At 64.9% G+C, this 23,827-nt stretch carries 21 protein-coding genes; 17 read left to right on the top strand and 4 right to left on the bottom strand.

Annotated features, from left to right (window positions below; translation table 11 throughout):
• Window positions 1-87: 87 nt before the first annotated feature.
• Window positions 88-630: a C40 family peptidase gene (locus XaFJ1_RS11885; RefSeq protein ID WP_012916921.1), complete on the bottom strand. Its 543-nt coding sequence runs from the start codon at window positions 628-630 to the stop codon at window positions 88-90.
• A 109-nt stretch (window positions 631-739) separates the two neighbouring features.
• Between XaFJ1_RS11885 and XaFJ1_RS11880 the strand changes: the two genes are divergently transcribed.
• The 4 genes from XaFJ1_RS11880 (at window position 740) to XaFJ1_RS11865 (ending at window position 3,743) form a co-directional block, all read left to right on the top strand.
• Entirely contained in the window at window positions 740-1,225 is a 486-nt protein-coding gene (locus tag XaFJ1_RS11880; protein WP_012916920.1) for an FKBP-type peptidyl-prolyl cis-trans isomerase, read from the top strand.
• A 156-nt stretch (window positions 1,226-1,381) separates the two neighbouring features.
• On the top strand, window positions 1,382-2,605 hold the full coding sequence (locus XaFJ1_RS11875) for a DUF418 domain-containing protein (protein WP_045757375.1): 1,224 nt from the start codon (window positions 1,382-1,384) through the stop codon (window positions 2,603-2,605).
• 84 nt (window positions 2,606-2,689) lie between these two features.
• On the top strand, window positions 2,690-3,046 hold the full coding sequence (locus XaFJ1_RS11870) for an MGMT family protein (protein ID WP_045756987.1): 357 nt from the start codon (window positions 2,690-2,692) through the stop codon (window positions 3,044-3,046).
• Window positions 3,047-3,086: 40 nt separating this feature from the next.
• Window positions 3,087-3,743: a rhomboid family intramembrane serine protease gene (locus XaFJ1_RS11865; RefSeq protein WP_012916917.1), complete on the top strand. Its 657-nt coding sequence runs from the start codon at window positions 3,087-3,089 to the stop codon at window positions 3,741-3,743.
• A gap of 152 nt (window positions 3,744-3,895) precedes the next feature.
• Here the strand turns inward: XaFJ1_RS11865 and XaFJ1_RS11860 are convergent, their stop codons facing one another.
• Window positions 3,896-6,292 (bottom strand): TonB-dependent receptor plug domain-containing protein, encoded by a 2,397-nt coding sequence (locus XaFJ1_RS11860; RefSeq protein ID WP_012916916.1) that lies wholly within the window; start codon window positions 6,290-6,292, stop codon window positions 3,896-3,898.
• Between the two features lie 258 nt (window positions 6,293-6,550).
• Here XaFJ1_RS11860 and XaFJ1_RS11855 point away from each other — a divergent pair, with 258 nt between their 5' ends.
• Window positions 6,551-8,410 (top strand): ABC-F family ATP-binding cassette domain-containing protein, encoded by a 1,860-nt coding sequence (locus XaFJ1_RS11855; protein ID WP_012916915.1) that lies wholly within the window; start codon window positions 6,551-6,553, stop codon window positions 8,408-8,410.
• A 157-nt stretch (window positions 8,411-8,567) separates the two neighbouring features.
• Here XaFJ1_RS11855 and XaFJ1_RS11850 read toward each other — a convergent pair whose 3' ends face one another.
• A complete protein-coding gene (locus XaFJ1_RS11850) occupies window positions 8,568-9,446 on the bottom strand; it encodes a LysR substrate-binding domain-containing protein (RefSeq protein WP_012916914.1) in 879 nt (292 codons plus the stop codon).
• 98 nt (window positions 9,447-9,544) lie between these two features.
• Between XaFJ1_RS11850 and bla the strand changes: the two genes are divergently transcribed.
• A complete protein-coding gene (gene bla, locus XaFJ1_RS11845; protein ID WP_012916913.1) occupies window positions 9,545-10,435 on the top strand; it encodes a class A beta-lactamase in 891 nt (296 codons plus the stop codon).
• A gap of 121 nt (window positions 10,436-10,556) precedes the next feature.
• Here bla and XaFJ1_RS11840 read toward each other — a convergent pair whose 3' ends face one another.
• Window positions 10,557-12,704 (bottom strand): phosphocholine-specific phospholipase C, encoded by a 2,148-nt coding sequence (locus XaFJ1_RS11840; protein WP_012916912.1) that lies wholly within the window; start codon window positions 12,702-12,704, stop codon window positions 10,557-10,559.
• 424 nt (window positions 12,705-13,128) lie between these two features.
• On the opposite strand from XaFJ1_RS11840, the gene XaFJ1_RS11835 reads away from it, so the two are divergent.
• The 11 genes from XaFJ1_RS11835 to ruvB all read left to right on the top strand — a co-directional run bounded on the left by XaFJ1_RS11835 (window position 13,129) and on the right by ruvB (window position 23,813).
• Entirely contained in the window at window positions 13,129-14,400 is a 1,272-nt protein-coding gene (locus XaFJ1_RS11835; protein ID WP_012916911.1) for a cation:proton antiporter, read from the top strand.
• Window positions 14,401-14,490: 90 nt separating this feature from the next.
• Window positions 14,491-14,820, top strand: a complete 330-nt coding sequence (locus tag XaFJ1_RS11830) for an FmdB family zinc ribbon protein (protein ID WP_012916910.1) — start codon at window positions 14,491-14,493, stop codon at window positions 14,818-14,820.
• A gap of 186 nt (window positions 14,821-15,006) precedes the next feature.
• Window positions 15,007-16,758 carry an aspartate--tRNA ligase gene (aspS, locus tag XaFJ1_RS11825; protein ID WP_012916909.1) on the top strand — a complete coding sequence of 584 codons (1,752 nt, stop codon included), beginning with the start codon at window positions 15,007-15,009 and terminating at the stop codon, window positions 16,756-16,758.
• 41 nt (window positions 16,759-16,799) lie between these two features.
• Complete coding sequence (locus XaFJ1_RS11820; protein ID WP_045756986.1) at window positions 16,800-17,102, top strand: hypothetical protein; 303 nt, start codon at window positions 16,800-16,802, stop codon at window positions 17,100-17,102.
• 3 nt (window positions 17,103-17,105) lie between these two features.
• Window positions 17,106-17,624, top strand: coding sequence for a GNAT family N-acetyltransferase (locus tag XaFJ1_RS11815; protein WP_012916908.1), 519 nt, complete (start codon window positions 17,106-17,108; stop codon window positions 17,622-17,624).
• A 157-nt stretch (window positions 17,625-17,781) separates the two neighbouring features.
• Window positions 17,782-18,402: an esterase/lipase family protein gene (locus XaFJ1_RS11810; protein WP_012916907.1), complete on the top strand. Its 621-nt coding sequence runs from the start codon at window positions 17,782-17,784 to the stop codon at window positions 18,400-18,402.
• Window positions 18,403-18,481: 79 nt separating this feature from the next.
• Window positions 18,482-19,216, top strand: a complete 735-nt coding sequence (locus tag XaFJ1_RS11805) for a YebC/PmpR family DNA-binding transcriptional regulator (RefSeq protein ID WP_012916906.1) — start codon at window positions 18,482-18,484, stop codon at window positions 19,214-19,216.
• 167 nt (window positions 19,217-19,383) lie between these two features.
• Window positions 19,384-19,896 (top strand): crossover junction endodeoxyribonuclease RuvC, encoded by a 513-nt coding sequence (gene ruvC, locus XaFJ1_RS11800; RefSeq protein ID WP_045757374.1) that lies wholly within the window; start codon window positions 19,384-19,386, stop codon window positions 19,894-19,896.
• Window positions 19,897-20,059: 163 nt separating this feature from the next.
• Window positions 20,060-20,644, top strand: coding sequence for a Holliday junction branch migration protein RuvA (gene ruvA, locus XaFJ1_RS11795; protein WP_012916904.1), 585 nt, complete (start codon window positions 20,060-20,062; stop codon window positions 20,642-20,644).
• A 60-nt stretch (window positions 20,645-20,704) separates the two neighbouring features.
• The gene (locus tag XaFJ1_RS11790; protein ID WP_012916903.1) at window positions 20,705-22,618 is read left to right on the top strand and encodes a potassium transporter Kup; all 1,914 of its coding nucleotides are present in this window, start codon (window positions 20,705-20,707) and stop codon (window positions 22,616-22,618) included.
• Window positions 22,619-22,778: 160 nt separating this feature from the next.
• Window positions 22,779-23,813 carry a Holliday junction branch migration DNA helicase RuvB gene (gene ruvB, locus XaFJ1_RS11785; RefSeq protein ID WP_045756985.1) on the top strand — a complete coding sequence of 345 codons (1,035 nt, stop codon included), beginning with the start codon at window positions 22,779-22,781 and terminating at the stop codon, window positions 23,811-23,813.
• Window positions 23,814-23,827 lie beyond the last annotated feature (14 nt).

Below are 23,827 nucleotides of genomic sequence, written 5' to 3'. Positions count from 1 at the left end.
ATCATCCCCCGGATGAGGCAAGAAGAGGTTTAAATAAAGTTAAATTTTTGTAATTGTGAATGCAATTTAAGTAACGAATATCACATTTCAGTGCAAAACCCGTTTAGCACCAGTGTAATGATCGCGCCAGTAGGTTCCGTCGAGTGAGTCCAAACGCACTGTTCCACCAGTGTTAGGGGCATGCACGAAGCGGCCCTCGCCGACGTAGATGCCGACGTGGCTCACGCTACCTGCGCTGCCGAAGAACACCAGGTCGCCGGTACTCAGGCGTTGCGGATCGATCTTTGGCCCCTGCACGGCGGCGAGCTCGCGCGAGGTCCGCGGCAGCCGCAGGTCGAGCATGTCGCGGTAGACGTAGGCAACCAGTCCGCTGCAGTCGAAGCCGGATTCGGGGGTGTTCCCGCCGTAGCGGTAGGGCGTGCCGACCAGGCCCAGCGCGCGGATCAGTACCGCGTTGGCGGCGTCCGGGTTGGCCGGGGCGATCTGCGGCCAGTCGCGCACCGCCACCCGCGCCGGCCGCGTCGGACGAGCCGTGTGGTGTCCGCAGGCAGCCAGCGCTGCCGCGCACAGCAGCACTGCGCATCTGAGAAGCACGCCGCGTGCATGCGCGGAAACTGGCGTGTTGTGCATGGAGCCGGGATAATGCGCGACCTCTAGAGGGCCACCATCATGGCGGCCCTCCCGGCGGCCGACAAGTCGCCCATTCCATCTGCCCCGGCAGACCTAGCGCAGAGTGCACATGAAGATCGAAAAAGACCGCGTCGTCCGTTTCCACTACACCGTTTCGGAAGTCGGTCAGGCGCCGATCGAGAGTTCTAGGGATCGCGATCCCCTGGTGATCCTAGTCGGGCACGGCAATATCATCCCAGGTTTGGAGAGCGCGATGCTGGACAAGGTGGCCGGGGACAGTTTCGCTGTGGACGTGGCGGCCAAGGACGCATACGGCGACCGCCGCGAGGGCTTGACTCAGCGCGTGCCGAAGAAGCATTTCGGCGCGACCAAGTTGCAGCCGGGCAGCCAGGTGATCCTGCAGACCAACTTCGGCCCACGCGCGGTGACCGTGCAGAAGGTCGGCATGAGCGTGGTCGACGTCGACCTCAACCACCCGATGGCGGGCAAGGATCTGCACTTCGATGTGGAAATCCTGGAGGTGCGCGAGGCCAGTGCGCAAGAGCTCGAACATGGCCACGTGCATGACGAAGCCGAGGGCGACCACCAACATTGATCCCTGATCGCCACGGCGCCGGATGATCCGGTCCCGTGGGCCGCCGCCGCAGTGCGATGGGGCGCCGCTGCGTCAGTGTGGCCGTGGGCATGCCGCGGTGATGGATAATGGCCACCCTCCCGTCTGGTGTTCGCCTTGGCCGCCCCCGCCGCTTCCGTGTTGCAGCCCATCGCGCCCGCCGAGCGCATCGTCGCCTTGGACGTGCTGCGTGGCTTTGCCCTGCTGGGCATCTTGTTGATGAACATCGAGGGCTTCGTTGGCCCGCTGGATGCCGCAATGACCGGGTTGGACCCGGCACTGCGCGGTGCCGATCGCATTGCCGACGCACTGGTGTACGTGTTGGTGCAAGGCAAGTTCTACACCTTGTTCTCGTTGTTGTTCGGCATGGGGTTTGCGGTCATGGCGCAACGCGCCGAGACCGCGCGGCGTCCCTTCACTGGGTTTTTTCTGCGTCGTAGCGCTGCATTGCTGTTGATCGGTCTGCTGCATGCGCTCTTGCTGTGGTCCGGTGACATCCTGGTCAGCTATGCGTTGCTGGCCATGATGCTGCTGGCGTTCCGGGAGGCGCCCACGTCCTGGTTGCCGTGGATGGCGGTGGTGGTCTATCTGTTTACGCCGTTGCTGTTGTTGCTGGTCGGTGCGATGGCGTCGGCGGCGCAGGCCGACCCGCATGGCGCAGCCCATTGGCGGCACGACATGGCCGAACGTGCGCAACGCAGCGCGATGGCCCTGGCGCAGCAGCGCGAGGCGTTTGGTCATGGCAGCTATGCTCAGGCCACCGCCCAGCGCGGACGTGATTTGCTCGACGTATTGAGCACGCTGTTGTTCGATGCCTCGCCCATCTTCGGCATGTTCCTGCTCGGCGCCTGGTGCGTGCGCAGCGGTTTGGCCGCGCAGCCGCAGCGGTTTCCGCGATTGCTGGCGGTACTGCGCTGGGGCGTGCTGCCGCTGGGGTTGGTGCTGATGCTGTGGAGTTTCCGACTGGAACCCTGGATGGATCGGGCGCGGTTGGACCTGCGCTTGACCGGGGCGTTCGCTCTGGCCAACGTCGCCAGTGGGCTCATGGCGCTGGGGTATACGGCCTGGCTGTTGCGCGCGGTGCCGGCGCTGCAGTGGCTGGCGCCGGCCGGGCGGATGGCGTTGAGCAACTACCTGTTGCAGTCGCTGGTATGCACCACGCTCTTCTATGGCTATGGGCTAGGCTATTTCGAGCGTCTGCCGCGTGCCTGGCAGATCCCGTTCGCGTGCGTGCTGTTCGCGCTGCAGGTAGCGTGGTCGCACGTGTGGCTGCGTTGGTTTCGCTTTGGCCCGGTGGAATGGCTGTGGCGCTCGGCCACGTATTTGCACTGGCAGCCGCTGCGTCGAGCCGATACGACATAGCACGGTGTCGTAGAATGGTCGCATGCCTTCGCGATGTTCGCGCCGCTGCACTCCTTGCCAAACGCCCCTGCTGGAACGGCGGGCATGAGCCCGCGCCGCCCGCCGTTGGTCGTGGCCGATCCACATGCACGGATCCTGGCGGCGATCCGCGCGATCCCGTCCGGCCAGGTGCGTGGCTACGGCGAGGTCGCGATGCTGGCTGGGCTGCCGGGACGGGCGCGGCTGGTCGCGCGCTTGCTCGGCGGGCATGCCGAGGCGACATTGCCGTGGCATCGGGTGCTGCGCAGCGACGGCCGCATCGCCTTCCCTGAGGGTTCGCGGGGATATCGCGAGCAATGCCAGCGCCTGCGTGCGGAGGGGGTGGCGGTGCAGGGCGGGCGAGTACAGCGCACCACCACGCAGGCGCTGGACCTCGACGCGGCGTTATGGGGCCCGCAATAGCAAGCGGCTATGATGGGGGCACTTGCTACGGACATGATCCATGTTTCCCAGACTTCCTCCCGTCACCCAAGCACTTCTGATCGGTAATGTTGTGGTGTTCCTGTTGCAGATATCGCTTGGCACCGCGACCTTCGCTCCCTTCATGCTGTGGCCGATCGGGTCGTTCGATCCCTTTTCGTCGGGGCAGAACTTCCAGATCTGGCAGTTGCTGACCTATGCCTTCCTGCATGGGGGCTTCTCGCACCTGCTGTTCAATATGTTGGCCCTGTACATGTTCGGTGGCCCGCTGGAGCAGACCTGGGGCAATAAACGTTTCTTGACGTATTACCTGGTCTGCGTCGCCGGTGCCGGTCTGTGCCAGTTGCTGGTTGGCTGGTGGATGCTGCGCAATGGCAGTGCGCCGTATCCCACGCTGGGCGCGTCCGGTGGCATCTTTGGCCTGTTGTTGGCCTTCGGCATGCTGTTCCCCAATCAGCGGGTGATGCTGCTATTTCCGCCGATCCCGATGACGGCACGCACTTTCGTGATCGTGTTCGGCGCGCTCGAACTGGTCATGGGCTTCGCCGGCTGGGAGCCGGGCGTGGCGCATTTCGCGCATCTGGGCGGCATGTTGTTCGGTTGGTTGATGATTCGCTACTGGCGCGGGCAGCCACCATTCGGCAAGGGCAAACCGCCGCGTCCGCGAATCGTGCGCTGAGCCGGGTAGTACTGTAGCCGCGGCGATCGTCCGCCAGCGTCGGCGGCCCAGACGGGATCGCCGACGCATTGAGGCGTTTGGGATCTTGCGACGCTGTCGCCGATGCGCCCTTGGCCACCCGGCGATGGGTGGCCAAGGGCGTAGTTGCCGGCTCAGAAGCGGTAGCCGATCTTTCCGTACCAGTAGCGGCCATTGAAGCCGAACGGCGATAGCGAGGAGTATTGCAAGCCGTTGGTGCGATCGTCGTAGATGCTGTTCAATGCCGTGCGCGTCGGGTATTGGTTGGTCAGGTTGTCCGCGCCAACGGTGAAGGTGATGTTGCGCCAGGTATAGCTGGTGGACGCGTTCAACAGCCAGCGTGCGGCGAAGGTTTGATCCTGGCTGCCGTCGTCTTTATCGCCGCGGCGGGTGACTGCGCCGTAGCGGGTGGCGTCGCCGTGCAGGGTCCAGCTTGCAAGGTTCCATTCGGCGCCGAGGACATACTTGGTACGCGGTGTGGCGTCGGTGAGCAGGCCCTGGCTGGCACGCCTGAAGTTGGGGTTGGAGACTTCCAGGATCTCGGTCTTGTTGTAGTTGGCGCTGAAGCTCAGGTTGAGTTTGCCGGCCTGGTCGAGATCGAGCAGATAGTTGTTCACCCAATCGATGCCGCGGGTGCGGGTGGTGGCGCCGTTCACGAAGAACTGCACTGCGGCGACCTGCCCGATCGGGACGGCCAGTGCCAGCTGGTCCGTGTAGAGGATTTGATTCCAGATGCGGACCTGGTACATATCCAGCGTGGAACTGAAATCCGTGCCGGATTGCCAGACCGCGCCCAGGCTGTAGTTGCTGGATTTCTCCGGGGTAAGCGGTTTGGCGCCCAGTGCGATGGCTACGGGGTCGGAGGTGCGGTAGGTGCCGACCTGATTCAACTTCCCGTTCTGCAGCACGGTCACCACCGAGGTGTAGTTCTGCTGCGCCAGCGACGGTGCGCGGAAGCCGTTGGAGGCGGTGCCGCGCAGAGCAAAGGTGTCGTTGATCTGATAGCGTGCCGACAGCTTGCCGGAGCGGGTTGCGCCTGCTTCGCTGTAGTCCTCGTAGCGCGCGGCCAAGCCACCGGAAAGTTTCTCGGTCAGGTTGGTTTCCAGGTCGGCATACACAGCTTTGCTGTGCCGCTGGAAGTCGCCGGCCAATGCGGGCGCTAGCCCCGGGAACACCTGCGAGCCACCCGGGTAGGGGCGGCCAGTGTTCGGGTTGATGGTGTTCGGGTTGAAGAAGTACGAATTCGGCGAGCCGGCCACGACCGTGTACTTGTCTTGCCGGTATTCCGTACCGAAGGCGAGATTGACCGGATACGCCAGCCCCCAGTCGAAGGATTTGCTGGCGTCCGCGTTGAGTACACCTTGCTTGGTACGGAAGCCGCCGGCGTTGAACTGCGTTGGCGAGGCGCCCGTGCTCCAGTACAGGTTGGTGTTGATGGTGTGGCGCAGGTCGAACGTCACGTCGTTCTCGCCGTAGTCGGCGGAGACGTCCCAGTTCCAGCCGCTGTCGGTGTTGCCCTTGATGCCCAGGACCGCGGCACGGTCGTTGGCCGGGTTGTAGATCTGCGGCAGGAAGCCGTTGGGGTAGACCGCCTGCACGTTGCGGTTGGTGTTGTTCCAGGCGCGGTAGTAGCCGTTGGACAGCACTTCGCGGCGGCTGAAATTGGCATAGCCGTACAGGCTGATGTTGGGCGTCAGTGCGTAGCCGAAGTTGAGCAGGCCTTGATAGGTTTTGACCGCCGGATCGCCGTAGCGTTCGTAAGGAATGCCGCTGGGATTGTTCGCGCCCGCCAGGGTGGTGGACTTGTCGGTGTTCTCGGCGCGATTGGTGTTCATCGCGTTCTGGTAGTTCCAGGACACACGTGCCCAGCCGGGGGCTTCGCTGCCCTGCGTGCCGCCGAAGGCCAGCCCATAAGAGCCATCCACGCCGTTTTGCGCGCCGTCGCCCTTGTCCATGATGCCGCCGTTGACCGAGACGCTGTTGCTGCCGGGTTTGGCGCCGTGCTTGAGCACGATGTTGATGACGCCGGCGATGGCGTCCGAGCCGTATTGCGCCGAAGCGCCGTCGCGCAGCACTTCGATGCGCGCGATCGCCGACATCGGGATCGAATTCAGGTCCGCCGGCGCCGAGCCACGACCGACCACTTCGTTGTAATTGACTAACGAGCTGGTGTGGTAACGCTTGCCGTCAAGTAACACCAGCACCGCATCCGGCGACAGGCCGCGCAAGGTTGCCGGGCGCAGTGCGTCGTTGCCGTCGTTGATCGCTGGGCGCGGGAAATTCAGCGATGGCAACAACTTGCCCAGCGCGCTGCCCAGGTCGCTGGCGCCGGAGGCCTGTAGCGCTTCGGGACTGATGATGTCGATGGGCGATTGCGATTCGGCCACCGTCCGGTCGGTGATCCGGGTGCCGGTGACGATGACGTTGTCCAGGGTCTTGGGGGCCTGGTTTTGGTCTTGTTGAGCGAAGCTGTTGCCGGAGGCGAGGACGAGCAGGATGGCGCTGGCGAGGGGGACGGGGCGATACAGCATCGGTTTGAGGCTCCAATTGGCTGTGGGATGGCGGGGCTGGGGGATTCCCGTGAAGGTGGGTAGCATGCTGCGCTGCAGTCACAGCCACGTCATTGAAATCTTTTTTTAACGCGCGTGTGTATACAAATTGCGCCGCTCGGTCGGATGGAGGCCGGGGTGCAGCCCGTGTTGGCTGTCGAGGGGGGCGAGTCCACCGCGTTGGTGGGCCATCGCGAGCGAAGCGGATACACTGCCGCCTCGCTAGCCGAGTGCCCTGCCTTGATTTCGTTACGTAATTTCGCTTTGCGCCGCGGCGAGCGGCTGCTGTTATCCAATGTCGATCTGACTCTCCATGCCGGTTATCGCGTGGGAGTGGTGGGCCGTAACGGTGCTGGCAAGTCCAGCTTGTTTGCCGCGGTGAAGGGCGAGTTGGAGGCCGATAAGGGCGATGTCGACCTGCCCGGCAAGGTACGCATCGCCAGCGTGGCGCAGGAGACCCCGTCGTTGCCGGACCCGGCATTGGGCTTCGTGCTCGGTGGCGATACCGTTGTGGCGGCGGTCTTGGCCGAAGAAGCGGCGGCGAGCGCACGCGAAGATTGGGAAGCGGTGGCGGCCGCGCACACGAAAATGGCCGAACTAGGCGCTTACGATGCCGAAGCGCGCGCCGGTAAATTGCTCCATGGCCTGGGTTTCCCGGCGCAGACCCATCACCGCGCGGTGTCCTCGTTCTCCGGCGGCTGGCGGGTGCGCTTGAATCTCGCACGCGCGCTGATGATGCCCAGTGACCTGTTGCTGCTCGACGAGCCGACCAATCACCTGGATCTGGACGCGGTGTACTGGTTGGAGCAGTGGCTGTTGAAGTATCCGGGCACGCTGCTGCTGATCTCGCACGACCGTGAGTTCCTCGACAACGTGGCCACCCACACCCTGCACCTGCATGGCGGCGGCGCCAAGCTGTACACGGGCGGTTACACCGATTTCGAGCGCCAACGCGCCGAACAACTGCGTCAGCAGCAGATCGCGCACGAGAAGGAACAGACCGAGCGCGCCCATCTGCAAAGCTTCATCGACCGCTTCAAGGCCAAGGCCTCCAAGGCCGCGCAGGCGCAGAGCCGGATGAAGCGCCTGGAGAAATTGGCCGGCACCGAGGCGGTGCGGGCCGAGCGCGAATTCCGCATCGAGTTGGCGTCGCCGGCCAAGCTGCCGTTTTCGTTGATCCGCCTGAACCAGGTGCAGGCCGGTTATGGCCGCGATGCGGTGATTCTGCACAACGTCGGTTTTGGTCTGGAGGCCGGCCAGCGCATTGGCCTGCTCGGCCCGAACGGCGCTGGCAAGACCACGCTGGTCAAGACCCTGGTCGGTGAATTGCAGCCCATCGCCGGCGAGCGCATGGCGCATCCGGATCTGCGCATCGGCTACTTCGCCCAGCACACGGTGGAGTCGCTGCACGAAGGCCAGTCGCCGATGGAACACTTCCGCGAGATCGACAAGGAGGCGAGCAATCAGGCGTTTCGCGATTTCCTCGGTAAGTGGAATTTTCCCGGTGACCGTGCGTTCGAGCCGGTCGATGGTTTTTCTGGTGGGGAACGTGCGCGTCTGGCGCTGGCGTTGATCGCCTGGCAGCAACCCAACGTGCTGCTGCTCGACGAACCGACTAATCACCTCGATCTGGAAATGCGCGAAGCACTGGCCGAGGCGCTGAGCGACTTCGAGGGGGCGATCGTGATGGTTTCGCATGATCGACACCTGATCGGCCTGGTCTGCGACAACTTCTGGCGCGTGGCCGATGGGGTGGTCGAGCCGTTTGACGGCGATCTGGACGAATATGCCGCCTGGCTGCGGACGCGTCCGGCCGCGCAGGGCACCAAGCAGAAGCTGGCCGAGGCCGCGCCGACTCCGCCACCAGTGGTCAAACCGTTGCCGGCGAAGAAACCACAGAATCCGCACAAACTCGCGGCGGCCGAGAAGCGCGTGGGCGAGCTGGAGACGGAACTGGCCGAACTGGATCGTCAACTCGCCGATCCCCGCTACTACGCCGATCCCGAGAAAATGGCGGTGCTCGGTCGCGACCGCGAAGCCACTGCGCAACAATTGGCGCAGGCCGAGCAGGTGTGGATGGAACTCATCGAGGGCGCGTAAGCCGCTGCGCGCAGGTGTGCTCGCCAGCGCTGCCCGCACACATGCCGGTTCATCCACGCGGACCGACTTGCCTTGAGAGGGCATACAGTTGCTCGCGATGAGCGGTGGCAGCACGGCCTGGATGCCGGCATCGCAGCGCGGTAAAGGCGCGTCGTGCTCAGTCCGCCGCCTGGGGTTGCTCGCTGCGCAGCCAGTCGCGCAGGCGCCGGGCGGCGTCGCTTTCGGCGCGCGAACGCAAGCGCGTCAACCAGTACCGGCCCAGGTCGATGTGGATCGGGAACGGGCACAGCAAGCGTCCGGCGGCTAGGTCCTGGGCGAACAGACGTAGCGGCAGCAGGGCGACGCCGTGCCCCGCCGCGGCGATACTGGCCAGGGTCAGCGAGGCGTCGCAGATCGGTCCATCGGCCTGCACCTCGGCTGCGCCGGCAGCGTGCAGCCAGCGCGGCCACTCGTCCAGCCGGTAGGAGCGCAGCAGCGTTGTCCTGGCCAGGTCCGCCGGCGTGCGCAAGGCGTGTGCCAGTGCCGGGGCGCATACCGGTGCAAATGGCGCGTCCAGGATCGGTGTGGCGCATTGGCCCTGCCAGTCGCCGTCGCCGAAACGGATCGCCAGATCCAGGCCTTCGCAGGCCAGATCGACCCGGTTGTTGTGGGTGTGTACACGCAATTCGATGTCCGGATGCGCGGTGTGGAAGGCCTCCAGGCGCGGCAGCAGCCAGCCCGCTGCGAAGGTGCCGACCACGCCCACGCGCAAGGTCTCGCGGTAGCTGCCACCGGCAAAGCGTTGCAGGGTGACGGCAATGCGGTCGAACGCTTCGGTCAGGACGGGGTGCAGGCGTTGCCCTTCTTCGGTCAGTGCCACGCCGCGAGGCAGGCGCTGGAACAGGACCAAGCCCAGGCGGGCTTCCAAGTGCTTGATCTGATGGCTCAGCGCGGCTTGGGTCACGCACAGTTCGGCTGCCGCGCGGGTCAGATTTTGGTGCCGCGCGGCGGCTTCGAAGGCGCGCAGGGCGTTCAACGGCAGATGTGGACGACTCATCGCAAACGATCAATATTCCTCATCAGAGCGATTGAATAACCTCGCTGGTGGGCTTCGGTCAAGACGCCCATCATCCTGGCTCCTGACGGAGGTGGACGATGCTGACGAGACGACGGTTCTTGCAAGGTGTGGGCGTGGGCGCAAGCGCGCTGGCGTTGGCCGCAGTGCAGGCGAAACCGCTTTCAAACAAGACGCTGGCGCTGCAACAGCGGCTGGCCGAGATCGAGCGCCGCAGCGGTGGCCGGTTGGGTATCTATCTGCTCGATAGCGGCACCGGCCAGCGCATCGGTCGGCGTGAGCAGGAGCGTTTCCCGTTATGCAGCACCTTCAAATTTGTTTTGGTTGTGGCGGTGTTGCAGCGGGTCGATCGTGGCGAGATCGGGCTGGATCAGCAGGTGCGGGTCCGCGCAGCGGACGTGGTGTCCTACGCGCCGGTGACCAAGCCGCATGTCGGCGGCACGCTCAGCGTCGATGCGCTGTGCCGGGCTGCCATGATCTTCAGCGATGGCGGGGCGGCCAATCTGTTGTTGCGCTTGGTCGGCGATCCGCCGGGGCTGACCCGCTTTCTGCGCGCGCATGGCGACACCCAGACCCGTTCCGATCGCAACGAGCCGTCGATGAACGCCTTCGCCTTGGACGACCCGCGCGACACCACCACGCCTGCGGCGATGGCGAGCACCATGCGCACGTTGCTGTTGGGCGATGTGTTGCAGCCGGCCTCGCGCCAGCGCCTGATCGATTGGATGATCGACAATCGCACCGGCGACGACTGTTTACGCGCGGGCTTGCCGGCGGGCTGGAGGATCGGCGACAAGACGGGCAACAACGGCACCGACAGCCGTAACGACATCGCCATCGTGTGGCCGCCGGGCAGGTCGGCTCCCTTGTTGCTGACCGCCTATCTGAACATGGCGACGGTCGACAGTGATGCACGCGACGCGGCGCTGAAAGCAGTGGCGCAAGCGGTAGTGGCGTGGTGGCCGGGGTGATCCGTGCGCGGTGGCAGTCAGCCCATTGGCGAGGTAGGCGCGGTTTGAATCGGCAGGCATCAATTGGCAGGCATCGAAATCAGCTTCGATCGCGTCAGCCAACAGGCCATGACCCTTGGAATCAGCCCGGTTGCTTGCTCACCTCGGACTGGTACAGCCGCGCCGGACCGCCGAGCGCCGGATCGGTATGGCCCGCTCGTCCGCTCTCCACGCGCCCCGCCAGTCGTTGCGCGCTGTCGTCGGGGTGCAGCAGCCACAGGTCGTACCAGCCGGCGCTCGGTGCCGCTGGCCAGTGCCGCTCGACGGTTTGTCCGGGGGCCAGTTCCAGTTCCAACGCTGGCATTGCGTCGGCGTAGGCGCCGGGGCGCACGCGAATGCGTTGCGGGCGCGCCGCCGTGGAATGCAGGCGCAGGCGCAGCGTGTCGGCCGTGGGCGTAGCGGCTTCTACCTCGGCGATCAATGCCGGTGTGGGGAGTGTGCCGCGATAATGCCGATGGAAGCCGTTGGCGCCGAGCAGCCACAGATCGTAGTGGCCGTCGTGGAGTGTCCAAGTGCCTTCCATGGTGGCGTCGCGGCCAAGCGTGTAACGCCGTGGAATCGCGTCCAGGGCATGGCGGTCGTACACGTGCAGCACGGTCGCCGCGCCGCTGTTGCGCATGCGCAGCCGCACCGTGCCGTGTGCGGCGTCGGCTTGCAACTGCACATCGGGGCGATATGGCACGGCACGCGCGCGACGCACGCCGAAGGACTGACGTGGCGGCTGTATCTGCGTTGGCGTCGGCGGTAGTGCGTGCTCGCGCAACGTCGCCGCGCGTGCCGCCGCGGCACGCACGTCGGGAAGGTTGGCGATGAACGGGCGCGTGTCGGCCTGGCGGAAATCGAAGGCATCGACCAGGTCGCCGCACACGGCGCGGCGCCATGGCGTCAGCCCGTGGGCGACAACGCCGAAGCGGCGTTCCAGCAGGCGCAGTACCGAGGTGTGGTCGTAGACCTGCGAGTCGACCCAGCCGCCGCGGCTCCACGGCGAGATCACGTACAGCGGCACGCGCGGACCCAGGCCATAGGGACGGCCGCGCAGTTCCGGTAGATCGACCTTGTCTTCGCCGGGTGCAGGATGCAGATGGTATTCGCCATGGGTGTCCACGCTGGATGCGCCGGCCCAGCCGCCGGCCGCGGACGGGTCGGGCGAGGGCGGTGCGGGCGGCGGGACGTGGTCGAAGAAACCGTCGTTTTCGTCGAACATCAGCAGCAGTGCGGTGCGTGACCAGACGTTTGGTGCGGCGGTGAGCGCATCGAGCACGCGCGCGGTGTAGGCCGCGCCCTGCGCGGGGCTGGAGGGTTCGGGATGTTCGCTGCCGGCGGCGTCGGCGATGATGAAGCTGACCGACGGCAGGCGCGCGGCCAGCACGTCCTCGCGCAACTGTGTCAGGGTACGCGTGCCGACGCCGCGTGCGCGCAATTGCGGATCGTGCCCGGGGGCGCCGCGCCACGCCGCGCGAAACGCTGCGAATCCGGCCAGCGGGTTGTCGGTGAAGTTGTCGGCCATGTCCTGGTAGATCTGCCAGGACACGCCAGCCTGCTGCAGCGCCTGGACGTAGCTGTGCCAGCGGTAGTCGTTGGGATCACCGCCCAGTTCCGGGAAATTGTCGTGCGAGTTGGCGATCACCGGCCCGCCAGCGCGTGCGTGCGGATCGTTCTGCCCGGTCCACAGGAACACGCGGTTCGGGTTGGTGCCGGCCTGGATCGCGCAGTGGTAGGCGTCGCACACGGTGAAGGTGTCGGCCAGTGCGAATTGGAACGGAAGGTCGGCGCGCTCGTAGTGCGCCAGCGCGTGGTCGCGTTTTGCCGCTGGCCACCGGCCCATGCGCCCGTGGTCCCAGGCCTGTTGCGCGTTGGGCCAGGTATGCGGCGTCCCTTGTACGCGCATGGTGGCGAAGTCGTGCGCGGTGTGCAGGGGGAATGGCGCCAACAGGCGGCTGCCGTCTGCGCTGGGTTGTAGCCATACGCTGCGCGGTGGCGTTCCCGGCAATGGCGGTGCGGGAATCGGGAAGCGGTCGCCGAAGCCGCGCACGCCGGCCAGGCTGCCGAAGTAGTGGTCGAAGGCGCGGTTCTCCTGCATCAGGATCACCACGTGCTGCAGGTCGTTCAGGCTGCCGCTGCGCACGTCCGGGGCGATCGCGGCGGCGCGCGCGATGCTCGGTGGCAGCAGGCTGGCGGTGCTGGCGGCAAGGCCGGCGCGGAGCAGGCGGCGGCGGGTGAGGTCGGTCATGGCGTGCATGAAACGAAAGCGGCGCCGACCATGATAGGTCGCCGCTGCGAGATTGGCATGTGGCCGGCGATACATCGGTGAAAGATCGTCTATGAAGATATGAAGGTTGATCCGATGCGACACGGCGGCGCGATGAAGGTGCTGTCCACGCTGTCCAAGCCGGTGCGATGGCGCATGTCGGTTTGGTGACCGGCCCGTAGATTTGCTCTGGATTCTTTGGTGCGGTGTGGCGCAACGATGGCAAGGCAAAAGTGCGCTGTTGTGTGTTTGCCGTTGACCCAGGCTTGCGCTGTATGCCGCGATGGTGCGGCGTGATGGCACGGACACGGATGAAGCGTCATCATCGCCATTGCCGTCGGAAACCAATCCGCGACATCCTCCTCGCCTAGCGCGACCACGCATGCGCGACAGAACGGACTGCTCGATGTCTCACGAACTGATCTATTTGCTGTTGATCTTCGCTTTGCTGGTCATTCCGCGCGCGCTACAGCGTTTCGCGATGCCAGCGCCGTTGAGCTGCCTGTTGTTCGGCATCGTGGCGATGCTGGCGATGGGGGCCAAGGCGCACGACCAGGTGGTGAGTCTGCTGGCGACCCTCGGGATTTCTTCGCTGTTCCTGTTCGCGGGCCTGGAGGTGGAGTTGAAGGCCTTGCGTCGCGGATTGTGGCCGTTATTGCTGCATCTGCTGGTACGCGGCGGCACCTTGTTCGGGACTGGCTGGTTGGCTTGGCGCTATGCCGGGCTGCCGTGGCAGGCTGCGGGTCTGCTGGCCCTGGCACTGCTGACGCCGTCCACGGGGTTCATCATCGATTCGCTGGGGAGGCTTGGGCTCGATGAGGAGGAGCGGTTCTGGGTCACCAGCAAGGCCATCGCCGGCGAATTGCTGGCGTTGGCGGCCCTGTTCGCGATCCTGCAGGCCAGCGATCCGTGGCGGATGGGACTTTCCAGTCTGGCGCTGGCGGCGATGTTGATCGGTCTGCCATTGCTGTTCGTGGGGCTGGGGCGTTGGGTCGCGCCACAGGCGCCGGGATCGGAATTTTCGCTGCTGGTGATGGTCGGTCTGATCGCGGCCTATATCACCTATTCGCTGGGCGTGTACTATCTGGTCGGTGCGTTTATCGCGGGATTGGTGGCGCGCCTGTTGCGCCAGCGCATGCCGTTGCTGGCCTCCGACGAGAACCTGCACGCGGTCCGGCTATTCGCTTCGTTCTTCGTGCCGTTCTATTTTTTCAACGCCGGCACCAAGGTGCCGAGCGGGGCGCTGAGCCTGCACGCGCTGGGGCTGGGACTGGCATTGACCGCCTGCGTATTGCCGCTGCGCATCGGCATGGTCTGGTTGCAGCGCCGGATGCTGTTCGGCGAGGATGCGCGCAGTAGTCTGCGGGTCTCGTTGGCGCTGGCGCCGACGCTGATCTTCACCCTGGTGCTGGCTGGTATTTTGCGCGATCGCTTCGTTATCGCCGAGGCGCTGTTCGGTGCGCTGCTGTTGTATGCGGCGTTGAGCACGTTGTTGCCTGCGCTGTTGTTGCGCATGCCCTTCGATGTGACGTTGGTCGAGGCCACGCCCGCCCCCGCAGCGCCTGGGCATGTCAACGTCGCGCCCGCGCCCGGACAGACGCAGTCTGTCACCCCGGCCGCGCCATCGACGATCGCAGCGGCCACGCCGTTGGCGACTCCGGAATCGCCGCCGCGATAGTCGTAACCGGGCTCCATCTGAACCCCGTGCTTGAAAGCGAGCGGTTGGCCCTCATATTTGCCTTCCCGTTCCTGTTGCGTTTTTGCCGCCATGCCGATTTATGCGTTCCAATGTGCTGCGTGCGGTCACACTTTCGATCGTCTGCAGAAGTTGTCCGATCCTGATCCGGAAGTCTGTCCGGCCTGCGCCGCATCTGCGGTTAAACGTCAGCTCACCGCCCCGGCGTTTCGCTTGTCTGGCAGTGGCTGGTACGAGACCGATTTCAAGAAGGACGGCGAAAAGAAGCGCAATCTGGTCGGATCCGAGAGCGGTGGCGAGACGAAGCCCGCAGCGGCCTCCGAGGCCGCGCCTAAGCCAGCGGCTGCGGCGTCGAGCCCAGCGTCGGCACCTGCGGCTCCGGCCAAACCGGCGGCGCCCTAGGACGCCGCAGCGTTTCGCCAGGCGGTTGTCAGCCAAACGTAGCGTGGGTGTGACACTGCTGACGACCTGTGCTTCTTACCAAGGCCGGCTGCGCCAACGGCGATTTGCCCGGGCCGGCGCGGCACCGCAGAATATCCGGCTTGCCGGTGCCTTCTGCGCTGGTCGCCCCCTTGCTTGGAGCTTGCGATGCGTACCCACTTTTGCGGCCTGGTCGATGAGACGCTGATCGGCCAAACCGTCACCTTGGCCGGCTGGACCGATGTCGCGCGTAATCTCGGCGGTGTGTGTTTCATCGATCTGCGCGATCACGAGGGCATCGTCCAAATCATGGTGGAGCCGGAGAACGCCGAGGTGTTCAAGGTCGCCGCCAGTCTGGGTTACGAGGATGTCCTGCAGGTCGAGGGCGTGGTGCGTGCTCGCCACGCGGTCAACGACAAGCTGCGCAGCGGCAAGGTCGAAGTGATCGCTAGCGCCATCAGCGTACTCAATAAAGCCGCGCCGCTACCGTTCCACGCACATGAAAATCCGGGCGAAGAGACCCGGTTGAAGTACCGTTATCTCGACCTGCGCCGTCCGGAGATGCAGCGCATGCAGCGCACCCGTATCAAGCTGGTGCAGGCGCTGCGCCGCTACCTTGATGAGCGCGGATTCCAAGACATTGAGACGCCGATTCTGACCAAGGCCACCCCGGAAGGCGCGCGCGACTTTCTGGTTCCGGCACGCATGCACCCAGGCGAGTTCTATGCCTTGCCGCAGTCGCCGCAGTTGTTCAAGCAGATTCTGATGGTGGCTGGCTTCGATCGTTATTACCAGATCGCGCGCTGCTTCCGCGACGAGGCGCTGCGCGCCGACCGTCAGCTCGAATTCACTCAGCTCGATATGGAGTTCGCCTTCGTGCGCGAGCGCGACGTGCAGGACTTCGTGGAGGCGATGGTCCGCACTATCTTCAAGGACGTCGTCGATGTCGAGCTGGATGCCGGCTTCCCGCGCATGACCTGGGCCGAGGCGATGCGCCGTTACGGCTCGGACAAGCCGGACTTGCGCATCGACCTTGAGCTGGTGGACGTCGCCGAACAGGTCAAGGCCTGCGATTTCGCGGCGTTTTCCAGCGCGGCCAACGATCCCGATGGCCGCGTCGCCGCGTTGCGGATTCCGCGCGGTGCCAGCCTGTCGCGCAAGCAGATCGACGAGTACGCCGCGCATGCCGCCAAGTACGGTGCCAAGGGCCTGGCCTACGTCAAGATCGCCGACAGTGGCGAGATCAGTTCGCCGATCCAGAAATTCTTCGACGGGGCCGCGTTCGACGCGCTGCTTGCCCATGTCGGTGCCGGTCGCGGCGACATCGTGTTCTTCGGCGCTGGTGCCTACACCAAGGTGTCCGATTTCATGGGGGCATTGCGGCTGAAGGCTGGCAAGGACTTCGGTCTGATCGCCGTGGGCTGGCGTCCGCTGTGGGTCACCGATTTTCCGATGTTCGAATGGGACGAGGAGGCGCAGCGCTACGTGGCCCTGCATCACCCCTTCACCGCGCCAGCGGTGGACGATATCGCCACGTTGCGCGCACATGCCAAGACCGCCGTGTCGCGTGGCTACGACATGGTGCTCAACGGCAACGAAATCGGCGGCGGTTCGATCCGTATCCACCGTCCGGACATGCAGAGCGCGGTGTTCGAACTGCTGGGCATCGGCGCTGAGGAGGCGCGGGCCAAGTTCGGCTTCCTGCTCGATGCGTTGAACTACGGCGCGCCACCGCACGGCGGCATTGCCTTCGGCATCGACCGTATCGCGGCATTGATGGCCGGTACCGAGTCGATTCGCGACGTGATTCCGTTCCCCAAGACCACCGGCGCGCAGGATCTGATGACCGATGCGCCGTCGCCGATCGCCGACACCCAGTTGGCCGAGGTGCACGTGCAGGTGCGGCCGCGCGCGCTGTAGTTTTCTTTATCCATCCCCCCGCCTTAGCGAAAGAGAGTCACATGAGCGAGAACGCATTCAACTTGGAGTGGGAAACCCTCGGCAATGAGGGTGCAGTGGATGCCATCGTCACCCAGCGCGCGCGCGTATTCGGCGGATGGCTGGTGCGAGTGGGTAACGGTGCTAATGCGCCGCTGGCCTTCGTAGAGGACCCGGAGGGCCGCTGGGACGGCGAGGACTTCGGCGAAGACGATTACGAATACGAGGAAGATGAAGACGAAGAGGAGGAATACGACGAAGACGAAGAGGGCGAGGAAGAGGAAGGCGACGACGAAGCCTCCGACGCAGAACACGCGGCGCGCTGAGCGGTGCAGATCCGCCGCGCCAGGCTCGACGATGCCGAGGCGGTGACGCGAATCGCGACGACGACCTTCAGCGAAACCTTCGGTCATCTCTATCCCGAATCGGAACTGCGCGCCTTTCTGACCGAGGCTTATTCGCTCGCACGTGCGCGGCTCGTGTTGACGCATCCGGACTATGCGCTCTGGTTGGTCGAGCACGATGGCGCGGTGATCGGGCATGCAGCCGCCGGCCCCTGCGGGTTGCCGCATGCGCAGGTACGCCCCGGCGACGGCGAACTGAAGCGGCTGTACCTGCTACGCGCCTACCAGAACAGCGGTTGGGGCAGTCGTCTGTTAGAGACCGCACTGACTTGGCTGGAGCGCGACGGCCCGCGCACGCTGTGGGTGGGCGTGTGGTCAGAGAATCTCGGTGCGCAGCGCTTCTATGCGCGCTACGGTTTCGAGAAGGTCGGGACTTACGAATTCCCGGTGGGTCAGGTCCGCGACCTGGAATTCATCCTGCGCCGGCCGTCGCCGCCTAGCTAGTCGATGCTCATGAAGTGGTTATGGAATGAAGGTAGCGCTGGGCGTGTGCGGCCGATCGTCCCGGGTCAGGCGATGCCTCGCGACCTGCGCCAGGATCGGTGCGGCGGTTTTCTAGGCGATAGCTATTGCCGCGTCGGCGTTACCGGTGGCTGAGAGCATGCGTGCGCAGGTGCTGTTGCTGCATGGGATCTGGAATGCGCGGCCATACCTGCTGCCATTGGCGCTGCGGCTGCGTCGGCAGGGATTCCATGTGACCAGTTTCGGCTATTCGACGGTCTTCGGCGGCGTCGATACGGCGTTGCTGCGGCTACACGCGCGCATCGAGCGTCTAGCCGCATCGGGGCCGGTGGCCCTGGTCGGGCACAGCCTGGGTGGCCTGATCGTACTGCATGCCTTGCGCCAAGCGCCTTCGCTGCCAGTGACCCGGGTAGTGTGTCTTGGCAGCCCATTGGCAGGCAGTGCCGTCGCCCATGCCCTGGTGTATCGCGGCCTTGGTATGGTGTTGGGGCGCAGCGCCGGGTTGCTGCAGCAGGGACTACGTGGTTGGGATGGCGCAGCGCAGGTCGGGGCGATCGCTGGAACGCTGCCGCGTGGGCTTGGTAAGCACTTCGTCGCAATGGACCGGTTTTCCGACGGTACCGTGGCCCTCGCCGAGACCTGGGTGCCGGGGCTCAGCGACCATTGCCAGGTCCGGGCCAGCCATAGCGGACTGCTGTTCTCTGCGCAGGCGGCGCGTCAGGTTGTGGCGTTCCTGCGCGACGGGCGCTTTTCCGCATGAGTGGCGTCCATCTAATGGGGCGCGGCAGCGCAATCGAGTAACATCCGCCGCTTGTCCTTACAGATGTCCGGAACGCCCCATGGGTAGAGGCCCCTCGATCGAAGCCCGCAAGAACGCATCCGATGCGAAGCGCGGCAAGATTTTCACCAAGATCATCCGCGAGATCGGCGTTGCCGCACGCGCTGGCGGCGGCGACCCGTCGAACAATCCGCGGCTGCGGGTGGCGATGGACAAGGGGCTTGCCTCGAACATGTCCAAGGATGTGATCGAACGCGCGATCAAGAAAGCCACTGGCGAGCTGGAAGGGGTGGAATACGAAGAAATCCGTTACGAGGGGTATGCGCCGGGCGGGGTGGCGGTGATCGTGGACTGCCTGACCGACAACCGCGTCCGCACCGTGGCCGACGTGCGCCATGCCTTCAGCAAGTGCGGTGGCAACTTGGGGACCGAAGGTTCCGTCGCCTTCATGTTCAAGCGTTTGGGGGTGCTTAGCTTCGCCTCCGGTGCCGACGAGGAAGCAATCACCGAGGCGGCGATCGAGGCCGGCGCCGACGACATCGTGGTCTATCCCGAGGATGGGGCGATCGACGTACTGACCGCGCCGGACACGTTCCAGACGGTCAAGGACGCCATGGACGCGCTCGGTTTGGTCGCCGACCATGCCGACATCACCTTTCGTGCCGACAACGACATCGCGGTGGACAGTGACACCGGCACGCAGGTGCGCAAGCTGCTGGACATGCTGGAAGACCTCGACGATGTGCAAAACGTCTATTCCAACGTGGATCAGGCTGCATTGAGTGGCGGGGGTTGATGGTGTGCTCGCCGGGATCCTGTGGGCTTCCTGTGGGCGGGAGGCGAAACGGCGTGTTGCCCAGGTCTGATGCGCCGTCGTCGTGGCGTGCCCTGCCAGCATCCGGTGCTCGCACGGCAAGCCCTTCGCGGCCTGCGTCGCCGCTCTTCAGTCCTGGCGACGTTCGCATTCTCGGCATCGATCCCGGTTCGCAGCGCACAGGTGTGGGCATCATCGACGTGGATGCCGCTGGTCGTGCCCGGCACGTCTACCATGCGCCGTTGCGGTTGCTCGGCGAAGGCGATTTCCCACAGCGGCTCAAGCGTCTGCTGCACGGACTCGATGCGCTGATCGAGGAGTATCGGCCGCAGGAAGTGGCGATCGAACGTGTATTCATGGGCAAGAGTGCCGATGCGGCGCTGAAACTCGGTCACGCTCGTGGTGCGGCGATCTGCGCGGTGGTGCTGCGCGACTTGCCGGTGCACGAGTACGCTGCCAAGGAAATCAAGCTGGCTCTTGTCGGCAAGGGCGCGGCGGAGAAACAACAGGTGCAACACATGGTCGGGTTGATGTTGAGCCTGAGCGGTAAATTGCAGGCCGACGCCGCCGATGCGCTGGCGGTGGCCATCACCCATGCCCATGTGCGCGCCACTGCGCAACGCCTGGGCGTGGGCACGCAACAGGCATGGAGTAGAAAATGAGCGAGCATCGCGGCACCCGGAGCATTGGCGGTAGGCACACGACTTGCCACGTGGTCGGTGTGGGAGCGCATGATCCGGTGGTGGCTCTGCGATTCTTGTCGGTCCGGCGATTGGCTGTTGCGCATCTGTATTCGCACGTTGCGCCTTGCGCAGGGGTATTACGATGATCGGTCGTCTGCGCGGTATCCTCGCCTACAAACAGCCGCCATGGTTGGTGATCGACGTCGGCGGTGTCGGTTACGAAATGGAGGCGCCAATGAGCACCTTCTACGACCTGCCCGACGTCGGTCGCGAGGTCATCCTGTTCACCCACTACGCGCACAAGGAGGACAGTGTCGCGTTGTACGGTTTCCTGCGCGAGGGCGAGCGGCGCCTGTTCCGCGATGTGCAACGGGTCACCGGCATCGGGGCGAAGATCGCCTTGGCGGTACTGTCCGGGGTTAGCGTGGACGCGTTCGCCCGGCTGATCACCGCCGCCGACGTTACCGCATTGACCCGTATTCCCGGCATCGGCAAGAAGACCGCCGAGCGGATGGTGGTGGAGTTGCGCGACCGCGCGGCGGACTTCAGCGGCGGCGCACCGATCACTGGGCAACTGGGTGCCGATGCGGTCTCCGAGGCCACATCGGCGCTGCAGCAGCTTGGCTACAAGCCTGCTGAAGCGGCGAAGATGGCGCGCGAGGCCGCCGCCGATGGCGACGAGGTCGCCATGGTCATTCGCAAGGCGCTGCAGTCGGCGCTTCGCTGATCGGTCGGTGGCTCCGTCTTTCCCCGCGTATTCTTCACGTCTTGGCGTTACTCTGTGATCATGTCCAGCTCTCCAAGTTCCGCCTCCCGCCCAGGGGGGCACGATCCACATGGCAAACCGGGCCTCGGCCTGATGCTGACGGCGATCGGCGTGGTGTTCGGCGATATCGGCACCAGCCCGCTGTACACGCTGAAGGAGGCGTTCTCGCCGCACTATGGGCTCAGCCCCGATCACAACACGGTGCTGGGCATTCTCTCGCTGGTGTTCTGGGCGTTGATGCTGGTGGTCACGCTCAAGTACGTCACGGTGATCATGCGCGCCGACAACGATGGCGAGGGCGGCATCATGGCGTTGACCGCGCTGGCGCAGCGTACCTTGCCGGCCGGTTCGCGCTCCATGTACGTTGTGGGTATTCTCGGGATCTTCGGTGCGTCGCTGTTCTTCGGCGATGGTGTGATCACCCCGGCGATTTCGGTCCTGTCGGCGGTGGAGGGCCTGCAAGTGGCTGCGCCGCGGCTGCAGCCGTTCGTCGTGCCGATCACCTTGCTGGTGCTGGTGGTGCTGTTTCTGGGGCAGCGCTTCGGTACCGAGCGTGTCGGCAAGGCGTTCGGGCCGATTACCCTGATCTGGTTCGTGGCGTTGGGCGCAATCGGCGTCTACAACCTGGTGCAGGCGCCGGAAGTGCTGTACGCGCTCAATCCGTGGTGGGGCATGCGTTTCTTCGCCGAACATAATTGGCATGCGGTGTTCGTACTCGGTGCGGTGGTGCTCGCGGTCACCGGTGGCGAAGCGCTATACGCGGACATGGGACATTTTGGCGCCAAAGCGATCCGACGCTCGTGGCAATTCGTGGTGTTGCCGATGCTCACCCTGACCTATCTGGGGCAGGGAGCATTGATGTTGCGCCACCCCGCCGCCGTGAATAATCCGTTTTACGAGGCCGTGCCGGCGTGGGCGTTGTATCCGATGATCGTGCTGGCCACCGCGGCGACGGTGATCGCCTCGCAGGCATTGATCACCGGCGCCTATTCGGTCGCCAGTCAGGCCATGCAGTTGGGCTATATCCCGCGCATGCACATTCGCCACACCTCCGATTCCACCATCGGCCAGATCTACGTGCCAGCGGTCAACTGGTGCCTACTGGCGTTGGTGGTGGTGGCGGTCATCGGTTTCGGCGACTCGGCGTCGCTGGCCACCGCTTACGGCGTCTCCGTGATCGGTACCATGTTGATCACGACGGTGCTGATGATCATCTATGCGCGCGCCAATCCGCGTGTGCCTGCGCCCTTGCTGTGGTTGTTCGCGCTGGTGTTTCTGACGGTGGACGGCGCGTTTTTCTACGCCAACATCATCAAGTTCATGGACGGTGCCTGGTTCCCGCTGTTGCTCGGCCTGATCCTGTTCACCCTGATGCGCACTTGGCGCCGCGGCCGCAAGCTGTTGCACGACGAAATCCGCAAGGACGGTATCAAGCTCGATACCTTCCTGCCCGGGTTGATGCTGGCCCCACCGGTGCGCGTGCCCGGAACCGCCGTGTTCCTCACCGCCGACCCGATGGTGGTGCCGCATGCGCTGATGCACAACCTCAAGCACAACAAAGTGCTGCACGAGCGCAACGTCTTCCTGACCGTGGAGACCCTGCCGGTACCATATGCGACCGCCAAGCAGCGGCTGAAGATGGATGCCATCGGCGACGAGTTCTACCGTGTCTATGTGCGCTTCGGTTTCATGGAGACTCCGGATGTTCCGCTGGCGCTGATGCGTTCCTGCGACCAGGGCGGGACGTACTTCGATCCGATGGATACCACCTATTTCGCCAGCCGCGAGACCATCGTCGCCAGTGCCAATCGCGGCATGCCGATCTGGCGCGACAAGCTGTTCGCGCTCATGCACCGCAATGCCGCCCCCGCCACGGGTTTCTTCCGCATCCCCGGCAACAGGCTGGTGGAGTTGGGTGCGCAGGTGGAGATCTGAGTGGCCTGGGCGTGGGATGCGCAAACGCGGCAGCGTACGCAGTCCTTGCCTACAATAGACGCATGCCGACCCGTGCCAGCGCCACTGTTCGTTCGTCGATGATCTGCCCGATGGGCGGAGCCTGTGCCCGCGCCCGTGCTCCACGTCCCGAGTGCGGCTGATGGAGCGCATCATCGCCAGCAGTGCCACCGGTGAGGACGAGGCGGTCGAAGCCAGTATCCGGCCCAAGCGGCTGGACGATTATCTTGGCCAGCAGCCGGTGCGCGAGCAATTGTCGATCTACATCGAAGCGGCCAAGGCGCGCGGCGAGGCGCTGGACCATGTGCTGATCTTCGGGCCGCCCGGACTGGGCAAGACCACGCTCAGTCACGTCATCGCCAATGAATTGGGCGTCAATCTGCGGGTGACCTCCGGCCCGGTCATCGAAAAAGCCGGCGATCTGGCCGCGCTGCTGACCAATCTGCAGCCGCACGATGTGTTGTTCGTCGACGAGATCCACCGTCTGTCGCCGGTGGTCGAGGAGGTGCTGTATCCGGCGATGGAAGATTTCCAGATCGACATCATGATCGGCGAGGGGCCGGCCGCGCGCTCGATCAAGATCGATCTGCCGCCGTTCACGCTGATCGGCGCCACCACGCGCGCGGGCCTGCTGACCGCGCCGCTGCGCGATCGTTTCGGCATCGTGCAACGCCTGGCGTTCTACACGCCGGAAGAGCTGGCGCGGATCGTGCGCCGCTCCGCCGGCATCCTCGGGATCGCGTGCGACGCCGACGGCTGTGCCGAGATCGCGCGGCGCGCGCGTGGCACCCCGCGCATCGCCAATCGCCTGCTGCGGCGGGTCCGTGACTTCGCCCAGGTGCGTGCTGGCGGGCACATCGACCTGGCGGTTGCGCAGGCGGCCACGCAGATGCTCAAGGTGGATGCCGAAGGCTTCGACGAACTGGATCGGCGCCTACTGCGCACGATCATCGACTATTTCGACGGCGGCCCGGTCGGGGTCGAGTCGCTGGCTGCCTCGTTGTCTGAGGAGCGTGGCACCCTGGAGGACGTGATCGAGCCCTATCTGATCCAACAGGGCTATCTGATCCGCACCGCGCGCGGGCGGATGGCTACCAACAAGGCGTATCTGCATCTGGGCTTGCAGCCCAAGCGAGACCCTGGCCCCGAGGCCCGTGACGCGGGGGAGTTGTTCTGATGCGGACGAGGAGC

Source organism: Xanthomonas albilineans (genome assembly GCF_009931595.1).
In the GTDB taxonomy this organism is placed as follows: Bacteria; Pseudomonadota; Gammaproteobacteria; order Xanthomonadales; family Xanthomonadaceae; genus Xanthomonas_A; species Xanthomonas_A albilineans.
The sequence above is the reverse complement of the archived record's forward strand: the minus strand, read 5'-3'. Positions and strand labels throughout refer to the sequence as shown.

What these genes read in the sequence shown, in the direction of transcription:
- XaFJ1_RS11790 (WP_012916903.1), top strand. Translation starts at nt 20,705, where the DNA reads ATGTCCAGCTCTCCAAGTTCCGCCTCCCGCCCAGGGGGGCACGATCCA.
- XaFJ1_RS11805 (WP_012916906.1), top strand. Translation starts at nt 18,482, where the DNA reads ATGGGTAGAGGCCCCTCGATCGAAGCCCGCAAGAACGCATCCGATGCG.
- XaFJ1_RS11810 (WP_012916907.1), top strand. Translation starts at nt 17,782, where the DNA reads ATGCGTGCGCAGGTGCTGTTGCTGCATGGGATCTGGAATGCGCGGCCA.
- bla (WP_012916913.1), top strand. Translation starts at nt 9,545, where the DNA reads ATGCTGACGAGACGACGGTTCTTGCAAGGTGTGGGCGTGGGCGCAAGC.
- XaFJ1_RS11840 (WP_012916912.1), bottom strand. Translation starts at nt 12,704, where the DNA reads ATGACCGACCTCACCCGCCGCCGCCTGCTCCGCGCCGGCCTTGCCGCC.
- aspS (WP_012916909.1), top strand. Translation starts at nt 15,007, where the DNA reads ATGCGTACCCACTTTTGCGGCCTGGTCGATGAGACGCTGATCGGCCAA.
- XaFJ1_RS11885 (WP_012916921.1), bottom strand. Translation starts at nt 630, where the DNA reads ATGCACAACACGCCAGTTTCCGCGCATGCACGCGGCGTGCTTCTCAGA.
- XaFJ1_RS11850 (WP_012916914.1), bottom strand. Translation starts at nt 9,446, where the DNA reads ATGAGTCGTCCACATCTGCCGTTGAACGCCCTGCGCGCCTTCGAAGCC.
- XaFJ1_RS11820 (WP_045756986.1), top strand. Translation starts at nt 16,800, where the DNA reads ATGAGCGAGAACGCATTCAACTTGGAGTGGGAAACCCTCGGCAATGAG.
- XaFJ1_RS11830 (WP_012916910.1), top strand. Translation starts at nt 14,491, where the DNA reads ATGCCGATTTATGCGTTCCAATGTGCTGCGTGCGGTCACACTTTCGAT.
- ruvB (WP_045756985.1), top strand. Translation starts at nt 22,779, where the DNA reads ATGGAGCGCATCATCGCCAGCAGTGCCACCGGTGAGGACGAGGCGGTC.
- XaFJ1_RS11835 (WP_012916911.1), top strand. Translation starts at nt 13,129, where the DNA reads ATGTCTCACGAACTGATCTATTTGCTGTTGATCTTCGCTTTGCTGGTC.
- ruvA (WP_012916904.1), top strand. Translation starts at nt 20,060, where the DNA reads ATGATCGGTCGTCTGCGCGGTATCCTCGCCTACAAACAGCCGCCATGG.
- XaFJ1_RS11865 (WP_012916917.1), top strand. Translation starts at nt 3,087, where the DNA reads ATGTTTCCCAGACTTCCTCCCGTCACCCAAGCACTTCTGATCGGTAAT.
- XaFJ1_RS11880 (WP_012916920.1), top strand. Translation starts at nt 740, where the DNA reads ATGAAGATCGAAAAAGACCGCGTCGTCCGTTTCCACTACACCGTTTCG.
- XaFJ1_RS11860 (WP_012916916.1), bottom strand. Translation starts at nt 6,292, where the DNA reads ATGCTGTATCGCCCCGTCCCCCTCGCCAGCGCCATCCTGCTCGTCCTC.
- XaFJ1_RS11870 (WP_045756987.1), top strand. Translation starts at nt 2,690, where the DNA reads ATGAGCCCGCGCCGCCCGCCGTTGGTCGTGGCCGATCCACATGCACGG.